The organism is [Mycobacterium] stephanolepidis, assembly GCF_002356335.1.
Lineage (GTDB): Bacteria > Actinomycetota > Actinomycetes > Mycobacteriales > Mycobacteriaceae > Mycobacterium > Mycobacterium stephanolepidis.
In genome coordinates, this window is sequence record NZ_AP018165.1 from 1,505,022 (window position 1) to 1,528,476 (window position 23,455).

Annotated in this window: 20 protein-coding genes and 1 tRNA gene; 7 read left to right on the top strand and 14 right to left on the bottom strand. The window is 62.9% G+C overall.

The genetic code is table 11. From position 1 onward, the window contains the following. Positions 1 to 193 precede the first annotated feature (193 nt). Positions 194 to 1,762: a flavin-containing monooxygenase gene (locus MSTE_RS07510; protein ID WP_096500155.1), complete on the bottom strand. Its 1,569-nt coding sequence runs from the start codon at positions 1,760 to 1,762 to the stop codon at positions 194 to 196. A 124-nt stretch (positions 1,763 to 1,886) separates the two neighbouring features. Next, positions 1,887 to 3,242, bottom strand: a complete 1,356-nt coding sequence (locus tag MSTE_RS07515; RefSeq protein WP_157997653.1) for a cytochrome P450 — start codon at positions 3,240 to 3,242, stop codon at positions 1,887 to 1,889. 141 nt (positions 3,243 to 3,383) lie between these two features. On the opposite strand from MSTE_RS07515, the gene MSTE_RS07520 reads away from it, so the two are divergent. Then, positions 3,384 to 4,607 carry a PucR family transcriptional regulator gene (locus MSTE_RS07520; RefSeq protein ID WP_096500159.1) on the top strand — a complete coding sequence of 408 codons (1,224 nt, stop codon included), beginning with the start codon at positions 3,384 to 3,386 and terminating at the stop codon, positions 4,605 to 4,607. A 172-nt stretch (positions 4,608 to 4,779) separates the two neighbouring features. Here MSTE_RS07520 and MSTE_RS07525 read toward each other — a convergent pair. Both MSTE_RS07525 and orn read right to left on the bottom strand, forming a co-directional pair. Further along, positions 4,780 to 4,852: transfer RNA gene (locus tag MSTE_RS07525), tRNA-His, on the bottom strand. Between the two features lie 47 nt (positions 4,853 to 4,899). After that, a complete protein-coding gene (gene orn, locus MSTE_RS07530; protein WP_096500160.1) occupies positions 4,900 to 5,526 on the bottom strand; it encodes an oligoribonuclease in 627 nt (208 codons plus the stop codon). Positions 5,527 to 5,653: 127 nt separating this feature from the next. Here orn and MSTE_RS07535 point away from each other — a divergent pair, with 127 nt between their 5' ends. After that, positions 5,654 to 7,180, top strand: a complete 1,527-nt coding sequence (locus MSTE_RS07535; protein WP_096500162.1) for a helicase HerA-like domain-containing protein — start codon at positions 5,654 to 5,656, stop codon at positions 7,178 to 7,180. A gap of 24 nt (positions 7,181 to 7,204) precedes the next feature. On the opposite strand, the gene MSTE_RS07540 is transcribed toward MSTE_RS07535, so the two are convergent. Continuing rightward, positions 7,205 to 8,155: an AurF N-oxygenase family protein gene (locus tag MSTE_RS07540; protein ID WP_096500164.1), complete on the bottom strand. Its 951-nt coding sequence runs from the start codon at positions 8,153 to 8,155 to the stop codon at positions 7,205 to 7,207. Between the two features lie 79 nt (positions 8,156 to 8,234). On the opposite strand from MSTE_RS07540, the gene MSTE_RS07545 reads away from it, so the two are divergent. Next, positions 8,235 to 8,960 (top strand): TetR/AcrR family transcriptional regulator, encoded by a 726-nt coding sequence (locus MSTE_RS07545; RefSeq protein ID WP_096500166.1) that lies wholly within the window; start codon positions 8,235 to 8,237, stop codon positions 8,958 to 8,960. Here MSTE_RS07545 and cmrA read toward each other — a convergent pair. Next, a complete protein-coding gene (cmrA, locus tag MSTE_RS07550; protein ID WP_096505589.1) occupies positions 8,939 to 9,742 on the bottom strand; it encodes a mycolate reductase in 804 nt (267 codons plus the stop codon). The genes MSTE_RS07545 and cmrA overlap by 22 nt on opposite strands. 88 nt (positions 9,743 to 9,830) lie before the next feature. Here cmrA and MSTE_RS07555 point away from each other — a divergent pair, with 88 nt between their 5' ends. Next, positions 9,831 to 11,204 carry an MFS transporter gene (locus MSTE_RS07555; RefSeq protein WP_162291589.1) on the top strand — a complete coding sequence of 458 codons (1,374 nt, stop codon included), beginning with the start codon at positions 9,831 to 9,833 and terminating at the stop codon, positions 11,202 to 11,204. Here MSTE_RS07555 and MSTE_RS07560 read toward each other — a convergent pair. Continuing rightward, on the bottom strand, positions 11,201 to 11,932 hold the full coding sequence (locus tag MSTE_RS07560; protein ID WP_046253128.1) for an MmpS family transport accessory protein: 732 nt from the start codon (positions 11,930 to 11,932) through the stop codon (positions 11,201 to 11,203). The genes MSTE_RS07555 and MSTE_RS07560 overlap by 4 nt on opposite strands. Positions 11,933 to 12,068: 136 nt before the next feature. Here MSTE_RS07560 and MSTE_RS07565 point away from each other — a divergent pair, with 136 nt between their 5' ends. Continuing rightward, complete coding sequence (locus MSTE_RS07565) at positions 12,069 to 13,448, top strand: cation:dicarboxylate symporter family transporter (protein WP_057965000.1); 1,380 nt, start codon at positions 12,069 to 12,071, stop codon at positions 13,446 to 13,448. A 15-nt stretch (positions 13,449 to 13,463) separates the two neighbouring features. On the opposite strand, the gene MSTE_RS07570 is transcribed toward MSTE_RS07565, so the two are convergent. Continuing rightward, positions 13,464 to 15,299: an APC family permease gene (locus MSTE_RS07570; protein ID WP_096500170.1), complete on the bottom strand. Its 1,836-nt coding sequence runs from the start codon at positions 15,297 to 15,299 to the stop codon at positions 13,464 to 13,466. A gap of 133 nt (positions 15,300 to 15,432) precedes the next feature. Here MSTE_RS07570 and MSTE_RS07575 point away from each other — a divergent pair, with 133 nt between their 5' ends. Beyond that, positions 15,433 to 15,774 carry a DUF732 domain-containing protein gene (locus MSTE_RS07575; protein WP_096505591.1) on the top strand — a complete coding sequence of 114 codons (342 nt, stop codon included), beginning with the start codon at positions 15,433 to 15,435 and terminating at the stop codon, positions 15,772 to 15,774. Between the two features lie 22 nt (positions 15,775 to 15,796). Here the strand turns inward: MSTE_RS07575 and cysC are convergent, their stop codons facing one another. From cysC to MSTE_RS07600, 5 genes are all read right to left on the bottom strand, one after another. Next, positions 15,797 to 17,674 carry an adenylyl-sulfate kinase gene (gene cysC, locus MSTE_RS07580; RefSeq protein ID WP_096500172.1) on the bottom strand — a complete coding sequence of 626 codons (1,878 nt, stop codon included), beginning with the start codon at positions 17,672 to 17,674 and terminating at the stop codon, positions 15,797 to 15,799. Continuing rightward, a complete protein-coding gene (gene cysD, locus MSTE_RS07585) occupies positions 17,674 to 18,600 on the bottom strand; it encodes a sulfate adenylyltransferase subunit CysD (protein ID WP_046253131.1) in 927 nt (308 codons plus the stop codon). The genes cysC and cysD overlap by 1 nt, the downstream gene beginning before the upstream one ends. Then, on the bottom strand, positions 18,597 to 19,400 hold the full coding sequence (stf0, locus tag MSTE_RS07590) for a trehalose 2-sulfotransferase (RefSeq protein ID WP_096500174.1): 804 nt from the start codon (positions 19,398 to 19,400) through the stop codon (positions 18,597 to 18,599). The genes cysD and stf0 overlap by 4 nt, the downstream gene beginning before the upstream one ends. A 76-nt stretch (positions 19,401 to 19,476) precedes the next feature. Continuing rightward, positions 19,477 to 20,838 (bottom strand): sulfatase family protein, encoded by a 1,362-nt coding sequence (locus MSTE_RS07595; RefSeq protein WP_096500176.1) that lies wholly within the window; start codon positions 20,836 to 20,838, stop codon positions 19,477 to 19,479. An 88-nt stretch (positions 20,839 to 20,926) separates the two neighbouring features. Further along, complete coding sequence (locus MSTE_RS07600; protein WP_096505593.1) at positions 20,927 to 21,868, bottom strand: LysR family transcriptional regulator; 942 nt, start codon at positions 21,866 to 21,868, stop codon at positions 20,927 to 20,929. An 83-nt stretch (positions 21,869 to 21,951) separates the two neighbouring features. Here MSTE_RS07600 and MSTE_RS07605 point away from each other — a divergent pair, with 83 nt between their 5' ends. Next, positions 21,952 to 22,218: a hypothetical protein gene (locus tag MSTE_RS07605; RefSeq protein ID WP_096500178.1), complete on the top strand. Its 267-nt coding sequence runs from the start codon at positions 21,952 to 21,954 to the stop codon at positions 22,216 to 22,218. An 11-nt stretch (positions 22,219 to 22,229) separates the two neighbouring features. Here the strand turns inward: MSTE_RS07605 and MSTE_RS07610 are convergent, their stop codons facing one another. Continuing rightward, the gene (locus MSTE_RS07610; protein ID WP_096500180.1) at positions 22,230 to 23,429 is read right to left on the bottom strand and encodes an AAA family ATPase; all 1,200 of its coding nucleotides are present in this window, start codon (positions 23,427 to 23,429) and stop codon (positions 22,230 to 22,232) included. Positions 23,430 to 23,455 lie beyond the last annotated feature (26 nt).

Genomic DNA, 23,455 nt, shown 5'->3' on the forward strand with positions numbered 1-23,455 from the left:
CCGGGCGCCGGACGGAGCCTTTCGGCTCGGATGCCTTGAAGCACGCAAGACGATAAGTCAATACCCCGCGGCTTGCCGGGCCAGCGGGCAAGTAGTTCGTTGCGCCAGCGCACTTGTTCCCACGAGGTATCAGCTCCAAGCGCCCACCGCGAACTGGCCCTAACCAGTGGTGCAAGGAGCTGTGGCGGAATGTTCAATGCGTACCCTCCTGGCACTCGGTGTCGGCCGAGCAGAGACTGTCAGGTGGCCGAAGCCTGGCTAAGCAGGTGGTAAAACGGTAGTCATTGAGGTCGTAGTGTTCCGCCCGCCAAGCAGATTCGACGGTCGGGCCGGGCCTCAGTGGGACATCGCCGTGCACGTCGAAATAGTAGCTGTTCGCTTTGACACAGTCCGCACGAAAGAAGACTTGTCGATCACGCTTGCTTAAAGCTTTTGCAAAGTAGCGGGCATTCGCCGCTGCCGATATCTCGACCTTTGTCGCCCCAAGGCGACCAGCGGCCTTTAAAGCGCGAACAATGTGGCGCGCCTGATTCTCCACGAGAGTGAAGTAGGACGATCCGTTGTAGCCGTACGGGCCAAACATCATAAACAGGTTCGGAAAGCCGGGAACTGACACACCTTCATAGGCCTGGTAGCGGTTTTGAGTCCACCATCGTTCTAGGTCGACGTTGCCAACCCCGGTTATTGGGAATGGCGGCAAATTTCCGGGCTCGAAGGCCTTGAACCCGGTGGCGAGGATCAAGATGTCGATTTCATGCAAGACACCATCTATGGTGTGGATACCGGCGGCTGAAATCTCGCCGATGGAAGTGGTCTCGAGAGTGACATTTTTCCGATTGAATGTCGCGAGATAGCCGTTATGGAAACTTGGCCGCTTACACCCAGGGCTGTAGCTGGGCGTCAGTTTGGTGCGAGTCTCTGGATCCTTGACCTGTGAGCGAAGCCAAGCTTTGCCAGCCCATAGCCCGATCCGATGAGGTTTCAGCAGGTTAGCGTAGTGGGCTAGCAGGGGGAAGGTTGCCTCGACAAACGCCTGACTGGCGGCTCTAACAGCCATTTTGATACCTGGGATGTGTTGCAGCGATGCCGCAAACATCCCGTCTATCGCCGCGTCGGGCTTAGGTAGGCACCAGATCGGTGTTCGCTGGAAGACAGTCAGATAGTCTACCCGCGACGCGATCTCGGGTATAAGTTGGACTGCAGATGCACCAGTGCCGATGATGCCCACCCTCTTGCCCGAAATGTTGACGGTGTGGTCCCAACGCGCGGTGTGTAGGATTTGTCCGCCGAACGTGTGTACGTTGGGAATATCCGGCTGCTTCGGTTGGGACAGAAAACCGGTTGCATCGATGAGATAGCGAACCACTATCGACTCACCGCCTGCGGTGGTAATTGTCCATACATGCTCGTCGTCATCAAATCTCGCAGCTATGACTCTTGTATTTAAGCGTATTCTGTTGCGTAGATCGAATTCATTGACGCAATTTTCGGCGTATGCTCTCAATTCCGCGCCAGGTGCGTAGATTCGAGACCAGTCACTACATTGACGGAACGAAAACTGGTAACTGAATGACGGAATATCAACGGCCACACCAGGATAGGTATTCCAATACCATGTGCCGCCAACACCATCACCTTCCTCAAAGATGGTGTAATCCGTGATTCCTGCTCGGTCCAGCGCAATACCGACTCCAATACCAGAAAATCCGGCACCGACAACAGCTATCTCAAAATCAAGCGAGGTTGGTAAGGCGTTGGGCATATTTGACCTATTCTATTTCCAAATATCATTGCTGAGCCGTAGGCAACGTCAGAGTTATCAGTTCGTGCGAGAACAAGGCGAGCGCGGCTATCGTCGTGGCTCGATGAAAGAGATCATTGTCGTATCAGTTTGTGCGCCGGACCGGAACGCTGGTAGGCCCCTGCAGCGAAGGGGTCTTTCCCCAGAGCACAGGACCGGACAGCTGGAGCTTGGGCACCTCATTGAGCATCATGTTCACAACCGTGACCGCTTCCAACTTGGCGAGGTGATTTCCGAGACACATATGCGGGCCGGTGCCGAACGCCACTGAACCGCCGACCTTGCGGTCGAGGTCGATACGGTCAGGATCGGAGTATCGTTGCGGGTCGCGGTTCGCTGCCGCGTAGTGAAGTAGGACCCGACTATTCGCAGGAATTTCCACGTCATCAACGACGTAGGGCTCGGTGGTGCATCGTCCGACCCACTGCACCGGCGAACCCCAACGGAGGGTTTCGTCCACAAGTTTTGGCACTAGCTGGCGATCATCGCGAACACGCTCGTATAACTCTGGGTCGCGTGCCAGTACGTCGGCCAGCATACCCAATAGATTTGACGTGGTTTCATTGCCAGCAACGACGAGGATTATCACGTACAACAGTGCCTCGAAGCGGTCGAGATCACCTGAATCCACCGCTTGACTCAACGCTGTGAACAAGTCGTCACGTGGATGACTTCTGCGGTCGGCAACCTCACGCTGCGTCAGAGCCTCGAGCCTGACCACACTTGTGATGGAATTCCGCACCAGTTTCAGGAGGCCCCACATATCCTCGGGAGCAAAGACTTTCGCCAAGTTGTTGGACCAGGAGCGAAACGCTCTCCACTTGTGTTCAGGTACGCCCAGGAGATGAGCAATTATGGTCATCGGCAACGGTACTGCCAGATCTGCGAAGTCAACACTTTCGCCGCGGGCGAGCCTCGTGATGACCGGTTGGGCGAGCCGGGCGACATCGGATTCAAGTAGTGCCATCCGGTTTGGTGTGAAGTGTGATGCTGTTACTCGACGTATGCGACCGTGGTCAGGGCGATCCCGTGTAATCATCACCGGAACGTCCACACTGCGTAAGAAAATCCCTTGGGCCGATGAAAACACATCCGGAGTGCGTGCAGCGGTGTGCACATGTTCGAACCTGGTCATCATCCACACATCGAGCTTTTCGTTCACCGCGAGGCCTGCGCTCCGGAGAACCCGATAGTCCGGGTGTGGATTGGCAATGGCCTCCGCCTTGGTCGGTAGGAACTTTGTGCGGTGCACGGCAGGCGGTGCCAAGCGCGCCGGGGCGCGACCTCTGTCGATTCGGGCGCTATCGGTCAACACCGGGAGAACCTGGCTGGCGATGAATGTAGCTGAACTCGCATGCTCGGTCAGTCTGCGCCCCATCTGACGCGCAGCTTCGGTCTGGCTAGGGATCGTACCCGTCCGTGCTCTCTGATAGTCGGTCATCGGAATTCGCTCCATCGTTGTGCTGGCATCGCTTCTATGCGGATGGATGAATGATCATCTAACTGAGGGCATGTCCGAAAGGCGCTAAGATACAAAAGCTATCCAACTATTGGAGAATTTTCCAAAAATGGAGAGGGAGCGATGCCGGCGCCTAAACTGGGAATGAATCCTCTGGCAGCTTTACTTAGTGAGCTAATTTCGGCGGGAACCATCGAGATGCTGGGTAGCCAGATCTCCGCGAAGATGGTCACAGAGATACCTGCTTTTCGTGACGACCCGGAGATAGCCAACGAGGGACGAGGCCTCGTTGAAACGTCGATCTCGGAACTCGAAGCGGTGATATCAGGAAGAACGTCCGAATATGACGTTCCAGCAGAGGCTCTGAGGTTTGCCCGCCTATGCGCACGGCGCAGAGTTGCCCCCGAAGAGCTCGTCGACACGATTGCTTGTGCGCGGCAGGCGTTCTACAGCATCGCGGCCGACATTATTGATGAACTTGACCTGCCTGCCAGCGAAAAGGTTGACATCGTCATGGATATGAGTCGCCTGCTACTGTGGTGGTCAGACGCGACACTAGCGGCGCTAGTTGCAGAGCACGCCCGCGAACGGACAGCTTTCGCTAGAGACGCCCATCTTCGACGCATTGAGGTAACTCGGGCGATCATCGCGGGAGAGTCCATTGTTCAGTCTGAAGCGGCAATTGCGCTTGACCACCCACTCGGCCAGTGGCACACTGCAGCCGTTCTGTGGACTGATCTTTCGGCCGGGGAGTCGACTGGCGCCGTTGTTCGCGACGCGGCCCGACGATTGGGTGGCCAACTTCATGCCCAGATTATGTTTCTCGAACCGGACGCCCGCGAATTCTGGCTTTGGCTCACGACCCCGCTAGAGCCACACGGCCTCAATGACGCGGTTCGGTGCATCAGCGGATGGCCGGCCGGGATCCGCGCTGCAGTGGGAAATTCCGAACTTGGGCTCGACGGTTTCCGGATCTCGCACCTTCAAGCCAAAGCGACCCGACGGACTGTCTCTCGCCTCAGGCACGCTGGAGATATTGCCAGCTACAGCGAAAACGAGCTCGCAGTCATCGCTGGATCCGAATTTGACGTGACTCGCCGATTCGTCCGACGCACCCTTGGGCCCCTTCTTGAAGGCGGCAGCAACGCGGCCAAGCTGCGGCGCTCGCTACGAGCGTACTTCGATGCCAACATGCAGATCTCGGCAGCTGCCACGGAACTCGGCGTTCATTCGAACACGTTACGCTACCGTATTCAGCAAGCCGCGGAGATGCTCGGGAGACCCATCGACAATGATCGATTCCGTCTGGAGATCGCTCTTAAGTTATGTCATGGTCTCGCCTTGTAGAACCGGCTCATGCTGACCACACGGGCAAATCCGGCCGCACCAAAACGGGTCTGCTGCGTGGGTAGGTGGCACTGGGCAGACCCTTGTGGTCGCAAGGTTGCACTAGATGGTGGAGGGCGCCTGCAAAAGGCAAATAAAAGGTGGGAGGCCAAAAATGACCTCCCACCTGCAGGGTGGCTGACGGGACTCGAACCCGCGACAGCCAGGATCACAACCTGGTGCTCTACCAACTGAACTACAGCCACCATTACCGCGCGAAGCGGCGTGAAAGATCTTAACCGGTGATGGCGCCTTAGGCCGAATCGGTATCCGCAGTGTTGTCCAGGTTCGCCACGATTGCGACAAGGTCACTGGTAGACGGCCCGGGGTCGGGAACGAAGGCCGCGCGCCGGTAGTAGCGCAGCTCGCGGATCGACTCCTTGATATCGGCCAGCGCCCGGTGAGCCAGGCCCTTGTCCGGCTGCCCGAAGTAGATGCGTGGATACCAGCGGCGGCAGAGCTCCTTGATGGAGCTGACGTCGATCATCCGGTAGTGCAGGAACTCGTCGAGCGCCGGCATATCCCGTGCGATGAATCCGCGGTCAGTGGCAATGGAGTTCCCGGCGAGGGGAGCGACCTTGGCCGAGGGCACATGCTGGCGGATGTAGTCGAGCACCTGCGCCTCGGCCTCTTCCAAAGTGACCGTCGACTTGCGGACCTCATTGGTGAGCCCGGACTTGGCGTGCATGTCCTTGACCACCGGAGGCATCGCGGCCAGGGCCGCGTCATCGGCGTGAATGACGAGGTCAACGCCTTCGCCGAGGATGTTGAGGTCGCCGTCGGTGACGAGGGCGGCGATCTCGATCAGTTTGTCTGAGCCGAGGTCGAGCCCGGTCATCTCGCAGTCGATCCAGACCAGTTCATCGCGTGGGGCACTCACAGTCTGACCACATTAGCGGTACGTGCGATCCGTGAGTGTGACGTCAGCACGGAATTTCGCGAGCAATCCCGTGTCGACGCCACACTGAGCGATGACGGAGACGGTTGGGGGCATTAGGGTCGTGGCCATGGCCGAGCAGACCACCGCGGGACCCACGCCCGCACAGCAGATCGCCGCCGGATACGCCACCACAGGTCAGGCACTTGAACTGGGGTCGGTCGTGGTCGACGGCACCGTCGATCCTGAGGCGCGTATCCGCATTCCGTTGGCGACCCTCAACCGGCACGGCCTCATCGCCGGCGCGACCGGTACCGGTAAGACCAAGACCCTTCAGGTGATCGCCGAGCAGCTCAGCGCCGCGGGAGTGCCCGTGGTCATGGCCGACGTCAAGGGCGACCTGTCCGGCATCTCCAAGCCCGGCGAGGCCAGCGACAAGACGGCGGCACGTGTCAAGGACACCGGTGACGACTGGGCGGCCTCGGGCTTCCCGGCGGAGTTCGTCTCCCTCGGAACTACCGGGATCGGTGTGCCCATCCGTGCCACCATCCGCAGCTTCGGGCCGATTTTGTTGTCAAAGGTGCTGGGGCTCAACGCCACCCAGGAATCCACGCTGGGGCTCATCTTCCACTGGGCAGACCAACAGCAGCTACCACTGCAGGATCTGAAGGATCTGCGCGCGGTCATCACGTACCTGACCAGCGATGAGGGCAAGGCGGACCTGAAGAACCTCGGTGGCGTATCGGCGGCGACGGCGGGCGTGATCCTGCGAGCGTTGATCAACCTGGAGGCTGACGGCGGCGACACGTTCTTCGGCGAACCCGAAATCGATCCGAACGATCTGATGCGTACATCCGGAGACAAGGGCGTTATCACGCTTGTCGAACTAGGGGCACAGGCTGCGCGGCCGGTTCTGTTCTCCACTTTCCTGATGTGGATTCTGGCCAACCTGTTCACGAAGCTGCCCGAGGTCGGCGACGTTGACAAGCCGAAGCTCGTGTTCATCTTCGACGAGGCGCACCTGCTGTTCGCCGACGCGTCGAAGGCGTTCCTGGAGCAGGTGGAGCAGACCGTCAAGCTCATCCGGTCCAAGGGTGTCGGCGTCTTCTTCTGTACCCAGCTGCCCACCGATGTGCCCAACAACGTGCTCTCGCAGTTGGGTGCGCGCATTCAGCACGCGCTGCGTGCCTTCACGCCCGAGGACCAGCAGGCCCTTACCAAGACCGTCAAGACCTATCCCAAGACCGATGTGTACGACATGGGTACGGCGCTGACCTCGCTGGGCATCGGCGAGGCGATCGTCACGGTGCTCTCCGAGAGAGGCGCACCGACGCCGGTGGCGTGGACCCGGATGCGCGCGCCGCGTTCGCTGATGGCCGCCATCGGTGACGACGCCATCAAGGCCGCCGCCGCGTCCAGCCCGCTGCAATCCAAGTACGGCCAGACGGTCGATTCGCGATCCGCGTTTGAGGTTCTCGCGGAGAAGGCGGCCCAGGCGGAGCAGGACGCCCCCGTCGGAGAGGCTCCCGCGAAGAAGAGCGGCAAGCCGGCACCTGAGAAGCCCAGTTGGTGGCGGCGCCTGCTCAGCAACAGGAGCTTTCAGAGCTTCCTCAGCGCGCTGGGCAAGCAGCTCATCCGCAATATGGGTAAGAAGTAAGGGCTGCCGAGCAGACGCTCGGACCTAGGCGTCCGCCGTTCGTTTCGACTGTGGCACAAAGCCTTCAGGCAACATCCTGGAGCGTCGCCAGAGAAACTGCACCAGTTGGCCTTCGAGCATGTTGGCCTCATCCATGACGCGGACGAGGCGCTCGCCGAAGAACCGTAGATTTGCGTGATAGTGCGGATTGCGTAGTGCCGCCCACGTCGCCTTGAGGGGTGGGAGCCCGGCGTCGCGGTACACGGCCGGTTGCACCATGACCAGTGGGATTACCGATGCTCCGGCGGCGACGATCACGCGCTCGACGGCCATTCGGGCGCGGCCCGTTCGTGTGACCGCTCGGTTCAGCGCTGTGCGGGCGTAGCTGATGTGGCGGGCCTCTTCGATGACGTGGATCTTGGCGATCGCGCGGGTGCGGGGCTGCAGCGTCTCGTCGTTCATGGTCTGGCGCTGCAACCGATCCAGTATCTCCTCGACCATGAGCATCATCGAGAAGATCGTCGCGGACAAGGGTGCGAGCGCGGTGATGCCCACCAATGCCCGGGCGATCTTGGGAGGGTCATAGCTACGGTCGCTCAGTGTGTTGATCTGGCGACCGAACATCACCGAGTGGCGACACTCGTCAGCGACCTCGGTCAGTGCGTATTGCGCTGTAGCGCTTCGGGGATCGCTGACCGAGGCCAGCTTGAGCATGGGATGCATCAAGGCACTTTCGGCGAGGATGCCCCAACTGGCCAGGGCCGATGCCTCCAGGCGCCCGAGCGTGATCTTCTCGTCCTCGGTCATCCGCTCGAACATTTTCGTGCCGAACAGCGAGATGTACGTGTCGGGCACGTAGCGCAGGCCCGGAACGTCGGGGGCGTCCCAATCGACATCCACTTCCGGGTTGTAGGAACGCTCGACTGACGAGCGTAGGAGCCGCGCAGCCGTGCGTTCGATAGGTGAGTCGTCGTGGTCGATAGGCGTTTGCGACATGACATGCCTCCCGCTGCTCAGTCCGCCATCCAGTAGGTGGTACCGAAAAGTACCGGGTACTTCGCGTATCGTCAATGGCATGGCGGATGGCGGTGATGCACGGCGCGAACGGTGGGCTCAGCACAAGGTTCGGGTGCGCCGAAAATTTGTCTCGGCGGCGGTGGTGGCAATTGAGAGAAACGGCCCGGCAGCGACGGTGGAGGATGTCGTCCGCGCGGCGCACTCCGCTAAACCGAAGCTGTACAGGCATTTCGAAGACCGCAACGACCTCTTCGACTCGGTGGCGCAGGCCATGGTGGGGGCTGTTCGGCGGCAGCTGATCTCGGCCGTCGACATCGCCATCCCGCCGCGAAAATCCGCGCAGCGCGTCGCGTCCCGCTTCATCGAGCTGGTGCAGCGGTATCCGCAGTCGACCCGATTCCTTTTCGAACATCAGATGGTGAGTGTGCGCGGAAAGTCCGCCCCGGCGCTTCGGCAGGATGGGGCGATTGCTGAACTGGCCGCGGCGATGTCGTCGTTCCTCCAGCGGGTCAACGTGCATCCTGCAGGTGTCGATCAGCTGGCCGCAGCATTGATCGGTACCGCGGCGACGACGGCGATATGGCAAGCGGCACAGGGTGTCGCACCCGATGTGGCTGTGGGTCAGCGGCTTGCCGAGACGTTGTGGGCCTCGGTCGATGTCTTCCTGCGGTCCAAGGGGATCATCGTCGACCCTGATCAAGCACTTGATCAGGGCAGAGTCGAGACCGCCGGCGCCACGCTACGTGACTTGCGGGGCGAGGGTCAGTCGCCGAGCTTCTTGTAGAAGCTGCCCACGATCGGGGCGACGATGGCGCGCGGCGCATACCCCGCGGCTACGGACATTGCTTTCGAGGTGATGCCGGGCACGACACGCATCTTGTTGCGTTCCAGTGCATTCAGTGACACGCGAGCGGTGTACTCCCCATTGATCCACAGGAAATCCGGGACCACCTTGTCGACAATCGAGGCCTCGGCCGGGTCGGGTTCGACGGTGCGCACCGGTCCGGGTGCGAGCAGCGTGACATGCACTCCCGTGCCCTTGAGCTCGCCGCGCAGTGACTCGGAGAAGGTGTTCGCGAATGCCTTGGTCGCGGCGTAGGTGGCATTGTTGGGGATTGGAGAGTTGCCGGCCGCCGATCCCGAGATGAGGATTCCGCCAGCCCCACGCTCAAGCATGCCCGGCAGCACTGCCAGCGTAAGGTCATGCACCGCAACGGCGTTGAGCTGCACCTGCTTGCGTTCGCCCTCGGGATCCAGGCTGCGGATGGGCCCGAACGTTGCGGTCCCCGCGTTATTGCACAGGATCGAGATGTTGCGCTCGGACAACTCCTTGCAGAGGGCGCCGCGCGAACCGGGGTCGGCGAGGTCCACTGCGCGGACCTCGACGATCACACCCGTCTTCTCGGTGAGGGTGTTGGCCAGATCATTGAGGATCTCGCCGCGACGGGCGGTGATGATGAGGCTGTGCCCGCGGGCGGCAAGCTCTTCGGCGAGCGCCGCTCCGATCCCCTGAGAGGCTCCGGTGACAACGGCGCGGGCATCGGGACTTGGTGCGGGTATCGGCATGGGGCAATCGTAAAGGTTTGCGATGAGCGCCTGCGCGAAGAGCATCGGGCGGCGTTCGTGCGCCAAGCTACGCTTGTCGTTAATGAGCATGCCTGGCGTCGAGGAGCCTGTGGGGCGTCAAGACCCAGGAACGCACCGACAATCGGACACCCCCACCTCACGTGGCCGGATAGCCGCCTGGGCGGCGTTTGATTGGGGATCTGCGGCCTTCAACACCGTCATCGTGATGTTCATCTTCACCCCGTATCTGACGGGCCGGGTCGGCGCCGGGATGCCCGATGGCGTCCCGCAGGGGCTCCTCGGCTGGATGATGGGCCTGGGTGGTGTCCTTGTTTTCCTGCTCGCACCGGTGATCGGGGTATGGGCGGACACGCCGCAGCGGCGCCGTATCGCGCTGGGCACACTCACCGCATTGGTGGTGGTGGTCGCCACCGCGATGAGCCTGGTGCGTGAGGACAACCGCTACCTCTGGCTGGGTCTCGGGTTGTATTGCGCGGGTTCGGTATTCAACGAACTCGCGCAGGTTCCCTACAACGCGACCCTGCACGGACTCACCACATCCGCCAACGCCTCGCGGGTATCCGGGCTCGGCCTGGCGGCCGCTTATATCGGCGGCGTCGTCGTTCTGCTGATCTGCTATCTGGGCTTCATCTCGGGGGACGGACCGACCCGCGGCCTCCTCCACATACCCGCTGCCGACGGATACGACGTACGGGTCTCGGCATTGCTGGCGGCGGCCTGGTTCGCGGTGTTTGCGCTGCCGCTCGTGCTCAGTCGGCCGGTGGCCGATCCGGAGGCCCCGACGCCCAGCTCGCCTGGGTTTTTCGGGGTGTACCGGGAGTTGTGGCGTGACCTCGTGGAGCAGTGGCACATGGATCGGCGCATCATCTACTTCCTGGGGGCAAGCGCGATCTTCCGCGACGGGATGGTCGCCATGTTCGCGCTGACCCCCGTCATCGCCAACGGGGTCTTCCACTTGTCCGGGGCGGACATCACGTTGTTCGGAGTGGCAGGGAACGTGATGGCGGCGGCCGGTGCGATTGTCGGCGGTTTGATCGACACCCGTTTGGGTTCCAAGGGGATCATCGTCGGCTCGTTGGTCGCGATCGTCACCCTCGGCGTCGTGATGATGTGCCTGTCCGGCGAGCCCTCGTTCTGGATCTGTGGGCTCGCCATCGCCGCGTTCGTCGGCCCGCCCCAGTCGGCGGCCCGAACGCTGGTGCTGCGCATGGCGCCGGCGGGTCGAGAGGCGTTCGTCTTCGGCCTGTACACCATGACCGGGCGGGCGGTCTCTTTCGTCGGTCCATGGCTTTTCGCAGTCTTTGCGCTGCTGTTCCATGCCACCCGGGCGGGAATCGCCGGTCCGGTGCTGATGATCGCGCTGGGAATGGTGGCGGTGATGTTCGTGAAGGTTCCCCGATACGACCCGGTGACCGGCGAAAACATCAGCGGCGCAAGCTAGCCCATACCGCTACAGGTCGCCATCTTTCCTGAGGTGTTGCTCTTCTGCGCTCCGTTGACGAGCAGGGTGCAGGACACGTCGTGCGAGAAATCGGCGGCGATCACGACGGCGTTCGTCAACTGTTCGGAGTTGAGCTTGACTTCCTTGCGCCACGGCAGCTTGACATTGAACTCCATCTGCAGGGAGCCACTGGCATCGAAGTAGGTGATGTTGAGGGCGGGGCCGCGTCCGGACACCTCGTAGACGACAGTCTCGGTGGCCGCCTGACTTCCCTGTGTCGGAGGATTCACCGGAATAGGGGGAATGGTGAAACTCGGTATGGGCGGGAGGCTCGGCACGCTGGGCGCGGTGGTCGTCGAGGTTCGGGTGGAGGGAGTGGCGATAACTGTGGGGGGCTGCTCATCCTGGCGCTGAATCAGAACGACGAGCGTGGCGATGAGCGCGATGATGACGACCAGCGCCCCGATGCCCACGACCCACAGCCAGAAGGTGTTCGATCGGCGCGGGGGCGGGGGATCCTGTGGGGGAGGACCGTAAGACCCGTATTGCTGCGGCAGCACAGCCGTTTGGTTGGGCTGGGCAGTGCTGGAGAGCGCGGGATACTCGAACGCCTGCGAGGCGTAGGCCGGGTCATCGGGGTAATCCAACGGTTGGCTGGACTGCGACCACGACCCGTATGACGTGGAGCCGCCCTGGGCGGCCGCATCGTCGCGGCGGTTGCTGTCCATGGCCGCCAGGGTACCCGCCAACCTATCGATGCAGGTGAAAGCCCGTCGGCCGTGTTTCCGGCAGTTCATCGCCGCACGTGGGTCAATGGGCGGGGCCGTGCTGTGATCCCGGTCACGGTACGGCACGATAGGGGCCATGACAGTGACCGAATCCACGGCTTCCGAGAGCACCCCGCCCAAGAAACGCAAGGACCGTACCCATTGGCTCTATATCGCGGTCATCGTCGCGGTGGTGCTGGGCGTCGTGGTCGGCATGCTGTGGCCGGGGTTCGGCAAGTCGGTGGGTGTGCTCGGCGAGATCTTCGTCAGCCTCATCAAGATGATGATCAGCCCGGTGATCTTCTGCACGATCGTGTTGGGCATCGGATCGGTGCGTAAGGCCGCCAGCGTCGGCCGCGTCGGCGGACTGGCATTCGTGTACTTCCTGGCGATGTCGACCGTCGCGCTGGCGATCGGTCTGGTTGTCGGAAACCTGCTCGCGCCCGGCACCGGATTGCATTTGTCCGGGGCGAATCAGGGGGCGGGTGCCAAGTACGCCGACCAGGCGCATGCCGCCGGTGGCACCTGGCATTTCATCAAATCGATTGTGCCGGAGACGATGTTCTCGGCGCTGACCTCGGGCAGCGTGCTGCAGACGCTGTTCATCGCGCTGTTGGTCGGTTTCGCGGTGCAGGCCCTGGGATCCACCGGCGAGTCGATTGTGCGCGGTGTCGGGATGCTTCAAAAGCTGGTTTTCAAGGTCCTCATCATGGTGCTCTGGCTGGCGCCCATCGGCGCCTTCGGCGCCATCGCCAATGTGGTCGGCCAGACCGGCTGGAACGCCGTGAAGGAGCTGGGCGCACTCATGCTCGGCTTCTACACCACGTGTGTCATCTTCATCTTCGGTGTGCTGGGTGCGCTGCTGTGGGCGGTGGCTCGGGTGTCGATCTTCAAGCTGGTGCGCTATCTGGCGCGTGAGTATCTGCTGATCGTCTCGACGTCTTCCTCCGAATCGGCGCTGCCGCGGCTGATCGCGAAGATGACGCACCTCGGTGTCGAGAAGTCGACGGTGGGAATCGTTGTCCCGACCGGCTACTCGTTCAACCTGGATGGGACGGCGATTTATCTGACGATGGCCTCATTGTTCGTCGCCGACGCGATGGGCAAGCCGCTGTCGATCGGCGAGCAGATCTCGCTGTTGGCGTTCATGATCATCGCGTCCAAGGGTGCGGCCGGGGTGACCGGTGCCGGAATGGCCACGCTGGCAGGTGGATTGCAGAGTCATCGGCCCGACTTGATCGACGGTGTCGGCATGATTGTCGGCATCGACCGGTTCATGTCGGAGGCGCGTGCGCTGACCAACTTCTCCGGTAACGCGGTGGCCACGTTGCTCATCGGAACCTGGACCAAGACGACGGATCGTGAACGGATCAAGACGGTGCTCTCCGGTGCCGATCCGTTCGACGAAACCACCATGCTCGACGATCACACAGACGACGCCGTCGCCGAGAAGGTGCCCGCACAGGCGGCCAACTGACGGCGGTGTGCGCCGTCAGTTCATGCGGTATGGATAGTTCGCGACAATCGCGTCGGTGCGATCAATGAGATTGGCCGTCAGCACAATTCCGGTCTGATTGTGCAGGATCTGGTGCCAGCGGCGCTTGGTCTTGATCTCGGTGATGAGCACGGTCACCTGGCGGCCGTCGGACTGGCGCTTCTTGACGTACTCCACCAGTGGTGTCACCAGCGATCGGTGTGCAGTCGGCAGCACCACGAGCTCAAGCCCGGGGTTCCATTGATCCCAGCGCTTGGTCATGGCGTGCGCCTTCTGGTCTGTGCGGCTGATGGTGACCGGAACCACCTCACCACCGAGGTGCAATGCCGCCTCGAGTAGCTGAACCGTTCGTTTGTTGATGTCGTCGATCGGCACGATCACCAGGGGTGTTTGATCGGGGGGATTGGGTGTCAGCGTGGGCAATTCATCGAGTTCCAGTTCGCGTTTGACGCCCTGGTAGTAGTTCTCGGTGCGCCCGAAAAGCAGAATCAGCAAGGGGATGACGATGACCAGCAGCCACGCGCCCTCGGTGAACTTGCTGCTGAAGAACACGACCATGGCGATGGCCGACAGGGCCGCGCCGAACCCGTTGAGTGCGGCCTTCCAGTGCCAGCCCGGGGTGCGGGCATAAAACCAGTGTTTGACCAAACCGGCTTGGCTGATGGTGAATCCGATGAACACACCGATCGCGAACAGTGGCAGCAGCCGATGGGTGTCGGCGCCGCTGGCGATGAGAATCACTGCCGCGAAGGCGGCCAGTGCCGCCACTCCGTATCGGTAGACCGGCTTCTCGGCCCGCAACGCGAAGAGATGGGGCATCCGGTCGTCTTTGGCGAGCAGACTCATCAACACCGGCAACCCGCCGAAGCTGGTGTTGGCGGCGAACCCGAGGATCAGTGCGACGGTCACATTGGTGATGTAGAAGGGGATTCCGGTGCCGAAGGCGGCAGCGGAGAGCTGCGCCAGAATGGTGACGTCACCACGGGGAACCACATGGTGCGCCTTGATGAGGATGCTCAGTCCGATCAACATGACACCCAACAGAATTCCCAACGCGACCTCGGTGTGCTGGGCCCGCTTGATGGCGGGTGTCTTGAATGCCGGGACGCCGTTCGCGATGGCCTCGACACCCGTCAGCGACGAACATCCGGCCGCGAATGCCTTGAGAACCAGGATGATTCCGAGCGCGCTGACCGGTTCGATGGGGCCGAGGTCCTTGCCGATGACGGCCACGGGGGTGGAATGCGACAGGCCGAAGACGATGACCGCGAGGATGCACACGATGAAGACGAAGGTCGGCAGCATGAGCACCTTGGCGGACTCGCTGATGCCGATGAGATTGAGGACGGTCAGGATCGCCAGTCCGATCAGCGTGATGGACAGCAGGTGCGGGGCGAGGGCGGGAAAGGCGCTCGCCAGGCTTGCCGCCCCGGCAGCCAGACTCACCGCGACAGTCAGCACATAGTCGACGACCAGGCTCGCGGCCGCCAACAGGCTCGCACCCCGGCCGAGATCCTTCTTGGCCACGGCGTAGGAGCCGCCACCTTCGGGGTGTACCGCGATCACCTGGCGGTAGGAGAACACCAACACGATGAGCAGCACCGAGATTGCGATGGCCACCGGCAAGGTGAAGGCGACGGCGCCGACCCCGCCCGCGATCAGGGCCAGGACGATGGCCTCCGGGCCGTAGGCCACTGAGGACAGCGCGTCCAGGGACAGCGCGGCGAGGCCGCCGACGGCAGTCAGTTTGTGTGCGTCATCCTTCAGGACGCGGCGCAGCCGCGGGTCGGCGACGCGCGGCGGTACGGGCTGGGTCGGGGGCGCAGAAACCACCGGGGGAGAGTAGACCCGGACGTGGCGCTTTTCGTGGGTCTTTACGCGATCTTGAGGCCCGGATAGTGGTGTCAATCACGATGACATCGTCGAACCTATGTCCCATGAGGTCAACGGATGTAGACTCACCGGCATGAAGGGACTCAGTCTTACTGCGATGATCGCGATGGGTGCGGGTGCTGCCGCGATCGCCATGGCCTCCCCGGCGCATGCCGATGACGTCAGCTTCAACGAGACACTGCACTCCTATGGCATCTACGCGCCGCCGGACAAGACTGCATACCTCGGCAAGATCACCTGCCACCGTCTGGACACCGGTCTGGACAAGGACGCCTACCAGGCCACCAGCTTCCTGACCAAGAACCTGGACCGCACCACCTCCACCGAGCAGAAGTGGCAGTTCCTGGGCGCTTCGATCGATGAGTACTGCCCCGAGCAGCGTCCGGTCCTCGAGCGCGCAGCCAGCCGTACCTAAGCCGGTTCGTTCTTAACCGCGCTCAGCGAGCGCGGTTAAGAACGTCGATGACCTGCGCCACCAGTCCATCGATATCGGCACCGGTGGTGTCGAGAACGAGCTCAGGATCTTCCGGAGCTTCGTAGGGTGCTTCCACACCCGTCAATCCCTTCAACTCGCCGGCGCGAGCCCGTGCATACAGTCCTTTGGGGTCCCGCTTCTCGCATTCGGCCAGCGGGGTGGAGATGTACACCTCGATGAACGGCAGTTTGGCCGCGGCGTTGATGCTGCGCGCGGTCTCTCGATCGGAGCGCAGCGGCGACACCAGTGATGCCAGCGCGACCACCCCGGCATCGGCGAAGAGCCGTGCCAGGTGCGACACCCGACGAATGTTCTCGGCGCGGTCGCCCGGTGAGAACCCGAGGTCATCGGAAAGCCCATGGCGCAGGTTGTCGCCGTCCAGTAGGTAAGCCACCTGACCGGACTCCACCAGTGCCCGTTCCACCGCCACCGCGATGGTCGACTTGCCGGACGCGGGCAGACCGGTGAACCAGATGATGGCGCCACGCTGAGTGGTGCTGTCCCAACGGTATTCACGATCCAGGGCTGAGGGATGCCACCGGATATCGGTGCGCGAGTGCGTTTCCGGTTTTACCTCGCGCGCCTCGGTGATGGTTCCGGCGCCGACCGTGTCGTTGGATGCCTCGTCGATCAGGATGAATGCGCCGCTGTCCCTGCTGTCGGCGTAGGAGTCGGCCACCACGACCGAGCTGGTGCGCAGAGTCACCGATCCGATGTCGTTGAGCGCCAACTCAACCGGACCATCCAGCTCGTCGAGAGTTTCCGGGTCCAGCCGGGTGTGTAGAGCCTGAACAGTGGCCCGCACCGTCCGGGTGCCCTGCTTGAGTGCGAGCCGATCACCGGCCCGCAGTGGGCCGTTGGTGAACCAGCAGACCGTGGCATCCAGCTCGCGCGCCAGCACCGGCAGCACGGCATCCTCTACGCCGCTCACCAGCACATCGCCGCGGCCCACATCGATGTCGTCGGCCAATTCGATCGACACCGACAGCGGAGCCACACCGGTGGAGCGGTTTTCATCCAGAGTGTCGACCACCGTCACGGTCGACCGGGTTCCCGACGGCAGGTTCACCACCGGGTCTCCGACGCTGAGGGTGCCGCCCGCCAACCGTCCGGTGTATCGGCGACGCTGATCGGCCGTTGGGCGCGAAACCCACTGCACGGGCAGGCGCAGCTTGGCGGCCTCCGGTTGCGGGGGCGAAAGCTCGACGTTCTCAAGGTATTCGAGCAATGTCGGCCCGCTGTACCACGCGGTGTTCTCAGAGCGGTGCACCACATTGTCGCCGAGCTTGGCCGCGATGGGAATGACGGTGATGTCCACCTTACCGAGCCGGTCGGCCAGCAGATGCAGCTCGCGTTCGACTTCCGCGAACCGCTGCGCATCGAAGTCAACCAGGTCGATCTTGTTGATCGCGGCCACGAAATGCTTGATACCCAACAGCTTTGCGATGCGGGCGTGGCGACGGGTCTGGCGCAGCACTCCGGCCCGGGCGTCTACCAGCAGGATCGCGACATGCGCGTTGGAGGCGCCGGTGAACATGTTGCGGGTGTAGCGCTCGTGACCCGGGGTGTCGGCCAGGATGTAGCTGCGGGTCTCGGTGGAGAAGAAGCGGTACGCGACATCGATCGTGATGCCCTGCTCGCGTTCGGCGCGCAGACCATCTGAAAGCGCTGCGAGGTCGGCGTTTCCCTCGTCGTCGGTGACGGCCTCCAGGTGGTCGACCGGCAGGCTGTCGGTGTCATGCAGAAGTCGCCCGATGAGGGTGCTCTTGCCGTCGTCCACCGAACCGGCGGTGGCGATGCGCAGTAGTTGGCGGGTGTCCACCGCGGTGTGGGTGCTCATCAGAAGTAGCCCTCTCGTTTCCGGTCTTCCATGGCGGCCACGGATGTGCGGTCATCGGCGCGGGTCTCGCCGCGCTCAGACACGGTGGCCACGGAGATCTCCGCGATCACCCCTTCGATCTCGGTGGCCTGGGAGCGGACCGCGCCGGTGATCGTCATGTCGCCGACGGTGCGGTAACGCACCCACTCGGTGGCTGCCGCCTCGTCGCCCTGCGGGGTGGCGTACTCGGAGGTGGCCAGCAGGATGCCGTCGCGCTCGAACACCTCGCGTTGGTGTGCGTAGTAGATCGACGGCAGCTCAAGGTTTTCCAGCTGTATGTAGCGCCAGATATCCAGTTCGGTCCAGTTACTCAACGGAAAGACTCGGACCTGTTCGCCCTTACGGATGCGGCCGTTGTACAGCGACCAGGGTTCGGGACGTTGTGCCCGCGGATCCCATTGCCCGAACTCGTCGCGGAAGCTCAGGATGCGCTCCTTGGCGCGGGCGCGTTCCTCGTCACGGCGGGCGCCGCCGAATGCCGCGTCGAAATCGCCGGCCTCCAACGCATCCAGCAGTGTGCGAGTCTGCTGACGGTTGCGTGAGGCGCCCGGGCCCGGGTCGGCGACCCGCCCGGCGTCGATGGTGTCCTGCACCGAGGCGACGATCAGCTTGTGGCCGTGCCCGGTGGTGCGGCGGTCACGGAACTCGATGACCTCGGGGAAGTTGTGCCCGGTGTCGACATGCAGCACGGGGAAGGGCAACGGTGCGGGGCGAAATGCCTTCTCGGCCAACCTCAGCAGGACGATCGAGTCCTTACCCGCCGAGAACAGCAGCACCGGGCGTTGCAGCTCGGCGACCACCTCCCGGATGATGTGCACCGCCTCGGCCTCCAACAGCCGAAGCTCGTTGACCTGTAATAGATCGGGCGTCGTCGCGGTGTCGCTCATAGTGGCAGTCCCTCTCGTTCCGCATCGCTCCGGTAGCGGTCCACCCAGTCGTCAGACCGCTGATCTGCCTGCCGTTCCAGCACCGGTGCCGGTGCCAGTCGGGGGTCTTGCCCCAATGCCTCCAGCACGCTGCCCACCACCTGCGTCAGGTTGCGCCACAGGAATGGGTACGAGACGTCGATGGGCTGGATGTTTTCCTCGGCGAACCAGCGGCGCCACCCCGCCTCCTGCGCCTGCAGCATGGTGATGACATGGGCAATGGCTCCCGCGTGATATTCGGCGCGGGCATCGCGCACCGGGTCGGGTCGTCCGCGCCACACGCGGGTCTGCACCGCGCGCCAAAACGAAACCGCTTGGGACACTACGTCTGGTCGGTATACGTGCACCAGCACCGGGTCGCTGCCGACCACGTCGCGTATCCCGGCGAGTAGACCGTCGCCGGATCGGTCGGGAAGACCTTGGGCGCGGTTCAGCAGGAGCGGGGTCTGGTTCCACATGAGCTTGCCGCCCCAGATTCCGTTCGGGGTCCGCCCCACGGTGCGGATGTAATCGCGCCAGATGGTGGCGGGCGCCAGGTCGGGCTTGCCTGCGTCCAGCGGATCGAGCAGACGTAGGATCGACTCGTCCTGGACGTCGGCGAACCATTCCCGCGGCTGCGGTGACTGGCTTGTGGTGGGCAGGTACTGGAAGAACTCCTGCGGTTCGCCCGCTACACCGGTTGCGCGCAGAGATTCCACCAGGAGGGTGCTGCCACTGCGCTGCGAGGCGAGCACCAGATATGCGGTGGGATGTTCGGGCATGCGCAGTAGCCTAACCGCAATTGTTTTGCATTCGACTAATTGGGTTCGCCGTGAATTGCAATCATAGCGAACATAATTATTGTTCGATGCCGCGTTCGTCGGCGATGGCGGAACGGTTGGCTCCGGGGCGGCCATGGATGCGCAGGAATGTCTCGGTGTAACGCTCAGATATGCGCGTGCCCGCAAAATCCGAGGGAATGACGTCGAGGGTCTTCTCACGCCAGTCGTTGAGGCGCAGCGCCAGGTCGTCGGCGACGGCCCGCGCCTCCGGATCGGCATCCAGTCCCAGCAGGTTATGTGCTTCTCCCGGATCTGCGACAAGGTCGTAGAGCTCGCGGTGCGGTCGTGGGTTGGTGATGTGCGTGGCGACGGCCCGGCCTGGGGGGCTGTCGGCAATGTCCCACGGCAGGTCCAGGACCGGTCTGGGTGCGTAATTCTCTATATAGCTGTAGTTCTTTGTCCGAATGGCCCGAATGGGGTCAAAGGAATCGTGATATGTCTTCGCGGTGAATAGTTCGGGGCGGACTTGTTCTAATTCTTCCGCCGGTTTCAGGATATTGTCGGCGTGGGAAATTCCCTGAATTTCCCCGGGAACGTCGACACCGAGTAATTCCAGGAGCGTGGGCAGCAGATCGACGCCGCTGAAGAGTTCGTCGTAGCGCAGTGACTCGGTGCGTCGGCCACGTGGGGGGCGCACGATCAGCGCGATGCCGGTGCCGGCGTCGTACAGGGTGGACTTGGCGCGCGGCAATGCCGGGCCGTGATCGGTCATGAAGACGACCCAGGTGTTCTCATCGAGGCCGGTCTCGGTTAACACGTCCAGCAATTCACCGACTTTGGCATCGGCCACCGCGATTGAGCCATAGAACTCGGCCAGGTCGTCGCGCACCTCGGGGGTGTCGGGCAGATAGTCGGGCACGTGCACCGTGTCGGCGTCGGAGGGTTCATAGCGCTCCCGTGGAAACGGGCGATGTGTTTCGAAGAATCCAGCGGTGAGCAGAAACGGTGCCTTGGGAGAATTACGCAACCACCGGGATGCATGCTCGACCACGTATTCGCAATACGAGTTCGACACGTCGTACTCGTCGAATCCCAGCGTCGCGGGATACGCCGTTTCATGCTGCATTCCGAACAGCGCTGTGTGCCAGCCCGATCCGGACAGAATGTGGGGGAGTGTGCGCACGCCGGCGCGATACTCCCAGCCGTGATGGGCCAAGCCGATGAGGCCATTGCTCTGCGGATACCGGCCGGTGAAAAGCGAGCCGCGCGATGGTGAACACAGCGGTGCTGTGGCGTGTGCGCGGGTGAACAGGATGCCGTCGGCCGCCAGCTGGTCCAGGTATGGGCTGGACACGTCGGGGTGCCCGTAGACGCCCAGGTAGCGACCGAGGTCGTGCCAATGGACGATCAGAACGTTGTCCCGTGACGCTTCGGTCACTGCGCTCCCTTCCTGAGGTTCGACGGTCTACCCAACAGTGTGCCTCGGTTATCTGGCAACCCTTCGGCTCACCAGAAGCAACTAACTCTCAACGTGGGCCCCGGAATCCCACGATATGGCTGAGGAGGTCACGGACGGCTCCGGCAGGTGGTACGCGCGCTCCGCGCCAGATGGCCCGAAGATCGCGGTGCAGGTCGATATCGGTCACCGCGACGGCACGGAGTCTGCCCATGGCCAGGTCATCGCCGACTGCCAACGCACTCATCACCGCGGGGCCGGCTCCCGCGCGTACGGCGGCCCGCACCGCTGCGGCCGAGGACAGCTCCAGGACAGGCGCGGCCTGCTCGACGGTGCCGAGCGCGGCGCGCAGCGCTGCGGTCAGCGAGTCTCGGGTACCCGATCCGGCCTCGCGTGCAACCAGCGGTGTCTGAGTGAGCTCGATGGGGTTGACCGGTCGGGTTCGCTTGGCCCACTTGTGGTCCGGCGCTACTACGACGACGAGTTGGTCGTGGGCCACCACCTTGCTGCGTAGGCCCTTGGGTGCCAGGGGGCTCTCGATGAATCCGACATCGGTGCTGCCGTCCTGCACCGCCTCGGCGGCGTGCTCGCTGTTGGTCGCGGTGAGCACCACGGTGGCAGCCGCGGTGCCCAGGCGTGCCGCCGCGGCCTGTAATGACACCAACCAGCGCGGCATGAGCTGCTCGGCGATGGTCTGGCTTGCCGCGACTTTGACGCGGGCCCGGCTCTCTTCGCGCAGCGATGCCAGCGCGGTGTCGACCTGCGTGGCGACCGCCAGCAGCTTGGCGGCCCATTCGGCTACCGCGACACCGGTGGCGGTGAGCTGAGACCCGCGTGGAGTTCTGGTGACCAGTGGCACGCCGGTCTGCGCTTCAAGGGAGGCGATGCGTGCCGACACGGCCTGCTGGGTCAGGCCGAGATCACGACCCGTGGCACCGAGACTGCCGGTCCTGGCGATACCCAGCAGCACCTCGAACGCGGACAGTTCTGGCATCCGGCTGCTCAACATGATCCATGTTAGGCACAAATCAGCCTTGTGAGCCCACAAATTCGCGACGTCTACTGCCCGATCTCCCTCAGATCGACGATTGATTCATGAGCAAGACATCCTCCAACGCAAAGGAAATGACCATGAACACTCTCGTCGCCAACGCAGCCGGCAAGGTCGTCATCTGGGCCGGATTGGTACTCGCGGTTCTCGCCCCCGCTATCGCCGCCCTCTGGATGATGGCCGCACCCAGTGTCGTGGCCGAAGGCAGCAGCCAGAGCGCACATCATCACCACGCCGTCACCCAGACCGGCGATGCCAGCCACCAGAGCGTCATCAACGGTGGGGGTGCCAAGCTCAACAACCAGTGGTGATGCAGCCCCGCCTACCGGGTACCCCAATGCCATGACGGGACTTTCAGCGCGTCAAGTCCAACGATCTGCGTCTCGCCCCAGTCTTTGACGAGTTCGAGCCGCACCGCCGACCCCGCATCGTCGAATCGATCCTCATCGCCGGCGAGGATCTCGCGCAGAGGACGCGCCGCAAGATGATCCACCAACGCATTGGCGTGGGTAATCACCACCACCTGGGTTTTCGCCGCAGCGGCGCGAATGAGCGTCGCCAGCGGTGCGATGAGATCCGGATGTAGTGAGGTCTCCGGCTCGTTGAGCACCATCAGTGGTGGTGGTTCAGGGCTCAGCAGCGCTGCCGCCCACAGCAGGAAACGTAGAGTGCCATCGGATAATTCGGCCGCACGCAATGCGCGCAGCATGCCGGACTGCTGCACCTGCAGATCGAAGATCCCCTCACTGACCGCAACGGCCACCGAGGCGCCGTCGAAGGCGGTGGCGATGACCCTATCCAGGATGTCACTGCGAGTCTCGATGATGGTCTGGATAGCTGCGGCCACATCGCTGCCGTCATTCGAGAGCACCGTTGTGCGCGTGCCGATCTGGGGCTGACGTGCCGGGGAGAGCATGTCGACACGGAAACCGTCGTAGAACCGCCAGCCGCGCAGCGTGTCCCGGACGGCACCCAATTCAGGGAACCTGCCGGGGAATTCGGAAAGCATGCTGCGGTAGGTTGGCAGCGAGCGACTGAAACCCTCGAACCCGCGCCCCGACTCCGCGCGGGCTTCAACCACGGGGCGGGTTCTACGGACCAGAGTCGAGCTGGGGCGAACCGATGGTCCGGTGAATACGACCTCGCGCTTGATCTCCGGGTCACGGCCGAAGGCGGAATCGCTGGGTATCGGCAGGCCGAGGTCCACCAGGTAGCCAAAATCTGTTGATGCATAACCTAGTTCAATGGAGAGCGGTCGGGTGCGGACCGTAGGCTGGACGGTGCCGGTGCGTCGTGCGCCCTTGAGATACTCCGGCCCGGCCCACATCGCCGATTGGAGTCCACCCTGGCGTGCCAGCGAGCCGATGACCTCGCCGCGGCCACAGTCGGCCAGTAGCTGCAGTGCCCGGTACAAGGAGGATTTTCCGGTGCCGTTGGCGCCGGTGACGACCGTGAGTCGGGTAAGCGGCAGCACGATATCGCGCAAGGACCGGTATCCCCGGATAGCGACGGTGGTGAGCACGGCGTCAGGTTAGCCAAGGACACCGA